Below are 3,349 nucleotides of genomic sequence, written 5' to 3'. Positions count from 1 at the left end.
GGAAAAGAAAGGAAAAACAGACAAGGCAGATGCATTGAAGTTAGCCCGGAATCACTCCAATCATGAACTTATCGGTATTGATGTGCCTGATGAAATACATCAAGAGCAAAGGAGCCTTGTGCGTTACCGCACCCGATTGGCGGGAGATATTACCCGCAGCAAGAACCGGTTGAAGAGCCTGCTCAAATACCAGGGCATTGATATACCGCATCAGTTGGACAAACCGGGAAACCGGAGCTGCAATTTTATGAACCGGATAGAACAGCAGGCTGGTAAAGATGCTTTACCCAAAGACAGTTTATTACTGATGCCTTCAGCAGCAGTTTGCTGCGTAAACTGCTGCTGAAGGCACAAAAAGCATTACGGGAGATGCTGAAGGATCCCAAATACTAACAGGAACATCAACTATTGTTAAGTACACCCGGAATAGATTTTGTGGCGGCTACGCAATGGTTATTGGAAACAGGTGATGTGCGAAGGTTCGGGAGCTTTGACCGGTTAAATTCTTTTATCGGTTTTTGCCCCGATACAGACAGCAGCGGCGATACGCAGCGCGATACAGGCATTACATCCAGGAAAACAAAGCAGCAATGAAAAATTTTGCTTACAATTTACAACAACATACAGGCGTAATCCATAAAACACGCAGTGAAAACTGGTATAAAGAGGAAATGTTCGTACGCTTTCTTGTGCTTGGCGTAAAAGGTTTAGAAAAAAGCATTGCCGCAAAAATGCTTACCTTGCCATCCACTTATGAAGAAGCATAACCTGTTATCCATCTTTCTTAATCTTATCTAACGTATGCAGCGCTGCTGCTTTGTTGTTTATTCTTGTTTATTAATCAAAAAATATTTTTATGCATGATAAAAACTATTATGTAGAGTCTGAAATTGGTACGCTTCGCAAATTAATCATACATAGCCCGGATGGCGGCATTGGCAAAATAATACCCGGCACTTTTGCTGATAACCTGTACGATGATATTGTTCATTTAAAAAGCATGCAGAAAGAGTATAATCATTATGTAATGCTGTTGTTGTATTTTCTTGATCCTGCAAAAATTGAATATATAAAAAACTACCAGGCAAACAGCGATGCGTTGAATAGGGCCAATTGTTTTATACCGGGCAAGAAAGAATATTTTAATTCAGATAAAGTGCTTGAAGTGCAGCATTTGCTAGAGCAGGTATTGAAAAATGAGCGCGTAAAACTTCGTTTGATCTCTGCAGTCTGTTCGTATGAAGAATCCAGCCATAAAACACAGTTGCGGCTTGAAGCGATTGATGATGCGGCCCTGCTTGCCAAAGTGCTCATCAGCGGCATTTTGCCTAAAGAAGCCAGCGGCCATTATGAAGATGAATATATCTTTCCCCCGGTTCCCAACTTCATTTTTACAAGGGATATTGGTATTATGATAAAAGGCCATTTTCTTTTAAGCCGTATGGCCACCTCTGCGAGGAAGCGGGAATCGCTTATTACGAAGTTTCTTGCCATGTATTTTTTGTTCAGGGAAGACACCGGTAAAGTAATGGAAGTGATAGAAGACAGTGATTTCTTTTTATATGAAGAAATGGAGCGTAAGGCCCGTTTTATCAGCATTGAAGGCGGCGATATTATGATGATACATCCGCAGCACCTGATTGTTGGCTGCAGTGAAAGAACTTCATCAAATGCCATCAATGAAATTATTCATACCATATTTTCAAAGGGCCTGGGCATTGAAAAAATCTCTGTGGTGAAGATTGCAAAGAACCGTGCACAAATGCATATTGACACCATCTTTACACAGGTGAAGCGTAATGTGTGGGTATTGTATGGAAGGTATTCTGAAAATATTATTGCGGCTGAAAATAAAGTAAAGCAATCGTATTTAAGGCGGCTGATGCATCAGCCCGACCTGGTGGGCATTGAAGAACCGGAAGTGCTGCAGTTTTATAAACCTGCGGACGCATCGTATAAGCCCGATGCAGATTACCGCATTAATAAAAAGCTTGCAGGCATAGAAGCATTGCTGGTGCAGGTAAGCGTTGAAGACTATGATTGTGATCCGGATGATGTGAAAATAATTTACAGTGGCGGCAATGAATTTCCTTACGATGACCGCGAACAATGGACAGATTCCTGCAACGTGGTTGCTTTGAAAGAAGGCGTTGTGATTGGCTACGACAGGAATGATTATACCGCAGAAAGCTTTCAGAAAAACGGGTTTGAAGTTGTAACTACCACGGAACTGTTTAAAAAATTTGATGAAGGCCTGGCTCCCCAATCGTTAACAGATACATTGATACTGTTGCCCTCTGCAGAGCTTTCAAGGGCGCGTGGCGGCTCGCATTGCATGAGCATGCCTTTGTTAAGAGATAAACTGATATAAGGATTTATGCATTGCCTGCGCAGGCTCTTGCTGATGCATTTTCAGTACATCATTGCTTTACCCAAAAGTAAAGCAATTTACTTTCCCGTAAATGCCCTTCGCAGCAAGGCAATAACTGCCGTAAATACTGCCGAGCCGATTACTGCCCAAACAACGGGAAATGACTGGCCTTGTATAGAAACTTCAAAAATAGGGGGCAGGCCGAATTTAGCAGCTATCCATGTGCCGATATAAGCGCCGATAAAACCCACAATGATGGATACAAGGCAGCCGCCCAGATCATAACCGGCAAGCGACTGGCCAATACCGCCGCATATAGCAGCTATTAAAAGCAGCAATAGAAAACCCATTAATGTCATAAAAAGAATTTCTTAAAAGTAAAACATATTATCATTCTACAGGCAGTTTATCAATGCGCTCAAATAAACAGTTAAAAAGCGCCCGCAATACTGCCGGCTGAAAAAAAATTTTTCTAAATTGCAGTTATGTACAAACTTAAGCAACTTATTGAGTGGCGTGCATTTGGCGTATGTGAGCCTTTGGGCGAACGGCTTGGCATTTCTACCAGCCGCATACGCATGTGGTTTATATATATATCCTTTTTAACTATGGGCTCGCCGATAATTATTTATATGGTGATGGCCTTTTGGTTAAATATGAAGAAGTATATTTTATCTGCAAGAAGAAATCCCCTTAGATATTTATAAGCTTACCACGGCTTTTCTCAGTTTTATCAGTTTTTCGAGCAATGCTTCTATTAAATTCAGATGAAGCATATTGGCGCCATCGCTTTTGGCTTTGGCAGGGTCGGGATGTGTTTCAATAAACAGCCCGTCGGCCCCGGCCGCTATAGCCGCTTTGGCTATCGTGCCTATTAATTGCGGGTTGCCGCCTGTAACGCCGCTGGTTTGGTTAGGCTGCAACCCGCAATTAATAGGCACGATAGCCAAAGCGGCTATAGCGGCCGGGGCCGACGGG

Annotated in this window: 6 protein-coding genes and 1 pseudogene; 5 read left to right on the top strand and 2 right to left on the bottom strand. The window is 42.5% G+C overall.

All coding sequences use genetic code 11. From position 1 onward, the window contains the following. The 4 genes from QM629_RS11805 to QM629_RS11790 form a co-directional block, all read left to right on the top strand. Positions 1 to 346 (top strand): IS110 family transposase (locus QM629_RS11805; RefSeq protein WP_415160077.1); only part of this gene is annotated, 346 nt, incomplete at its 5' end. A gap of 62 nt (positions 347 to 408) precedes the next feature. Further along, a complete protein-coding gene (locus QM629_RS11800) occupies positions 409 to 594 on the top strand; it encodes a transposase (protein ID WP_415160076.1) in 186 nt (61 codons plus the stop codon). Then, on the top strand, positions 591 to 767 hold the full coding sequence (locus tag QM629_RS11795) for a hypothetical protein (RefSeq protein ID WP_415160075.1): 177 nt from the start codon (positions 591 to 593) through the stop codon (positions 765 to 767). The genes QM629_RS11800 and QM629_RS11795 overlap by 4 nt, the downstream gene beginning before the upstream one ends. Positions 768 to 856: 89 nt before the next feature. Next, positions 857 to 2,371 (top strand): arginine deiminase family protein, encoded by a 1,515-nt coding sequence (locus QM629_RS11790; protein WP_415160074.1) that lies wholly within the window; start codon positions 857 to 859, stop codon positions 2,369 to 2,371. A gap of 77 nt (positions 2,372 to 2,448) precedes the next feature. Here QM629_RS11790 and QM629_RS11785 read toward each other — a convergent pair whose 3' ends face one another. Beyond that, the gene (locus tag QM629_RS11785; protein WP_415160073.1) at positions 2,449 to 2,730 is read right to left on the bottom strand and encodes a GlsB/YeaQ/YmgE family stress response membrane protein; all 282 of its coding nucleotides are present in this window, start codon (positions 2,728 to 2,730) and stop codon (positions 2,449 to 2,451) included. A 126-nt stretch (positions 2,731 to 2,856) separates the two neighbouring features. On the opposite strand from QM629_RS11785, the gene QM629_RS11780 reads away from it, so the two are divergent. Further along, positions 2,857 to 3,078, top strand: a complete 222-nt coding sequence (locus tag QM629_RS11780; protein ID WP_415160072.1) for a PspC domain-containing protein — start codon at positions 2,857 to 2,859, stop codon at positions 3,076 to 3,078. Here QM629_RS11780 and QM629_RS11775 read toward each other — a convergent pair. Continuing rightward, positions 3,073 to 3,349 (bottom strand): annotated as a pseudogene (locus QM629_RS11775) (hypothetical protein); the annotation flags it as partial. The gene QM629_RS11780 and the pseudogene QM629_RS11775 sit on opposite strands and share 6 nt — an antisense overlap.

The organism is Parafilimonas sp. (assembly GCF_047606085.1).
Taxonomy (GTDB): Bacteria; Bacteroidota; Bacteroidia; order Chitinophagales; family Chitinophagaceae; genus Parafilimonas.
The sequence above is the reverse complement of the archived record's forward strand: the minus strand, read 5'-3'. Positions and strand labels throughout refer to the sequence as shown.

Coding starts and splice junctions, on each gene's coding strand:
- QM629_RS11795 (WP_415160075.1), top strand. CDS start 591: ATGAAAAATTTTGCTTACAATTTACAACAACATACAGGCGTAATCCAT.
- QM629_RS11790 (WP_415160074.1), top strand. CDS start 857: ATGCATGATAAAAACTATTATGTAGAGTCTGAAATTGGTACGCTTCGC.
- QM629_RS11785 (WP_415160073.1), bottom strand. CDS start 2,730: ATGACATTAATGGGTTTTCTATTGCTGCTTTTAATAGCTGCTATATGC.
- QM629_RS11780 (WP_415160072.1), top strand. CDS start 2,857: ATGTACAAACTTAAGCAACTTATTGAGTGGCGTGCATTTGGCGTATGT.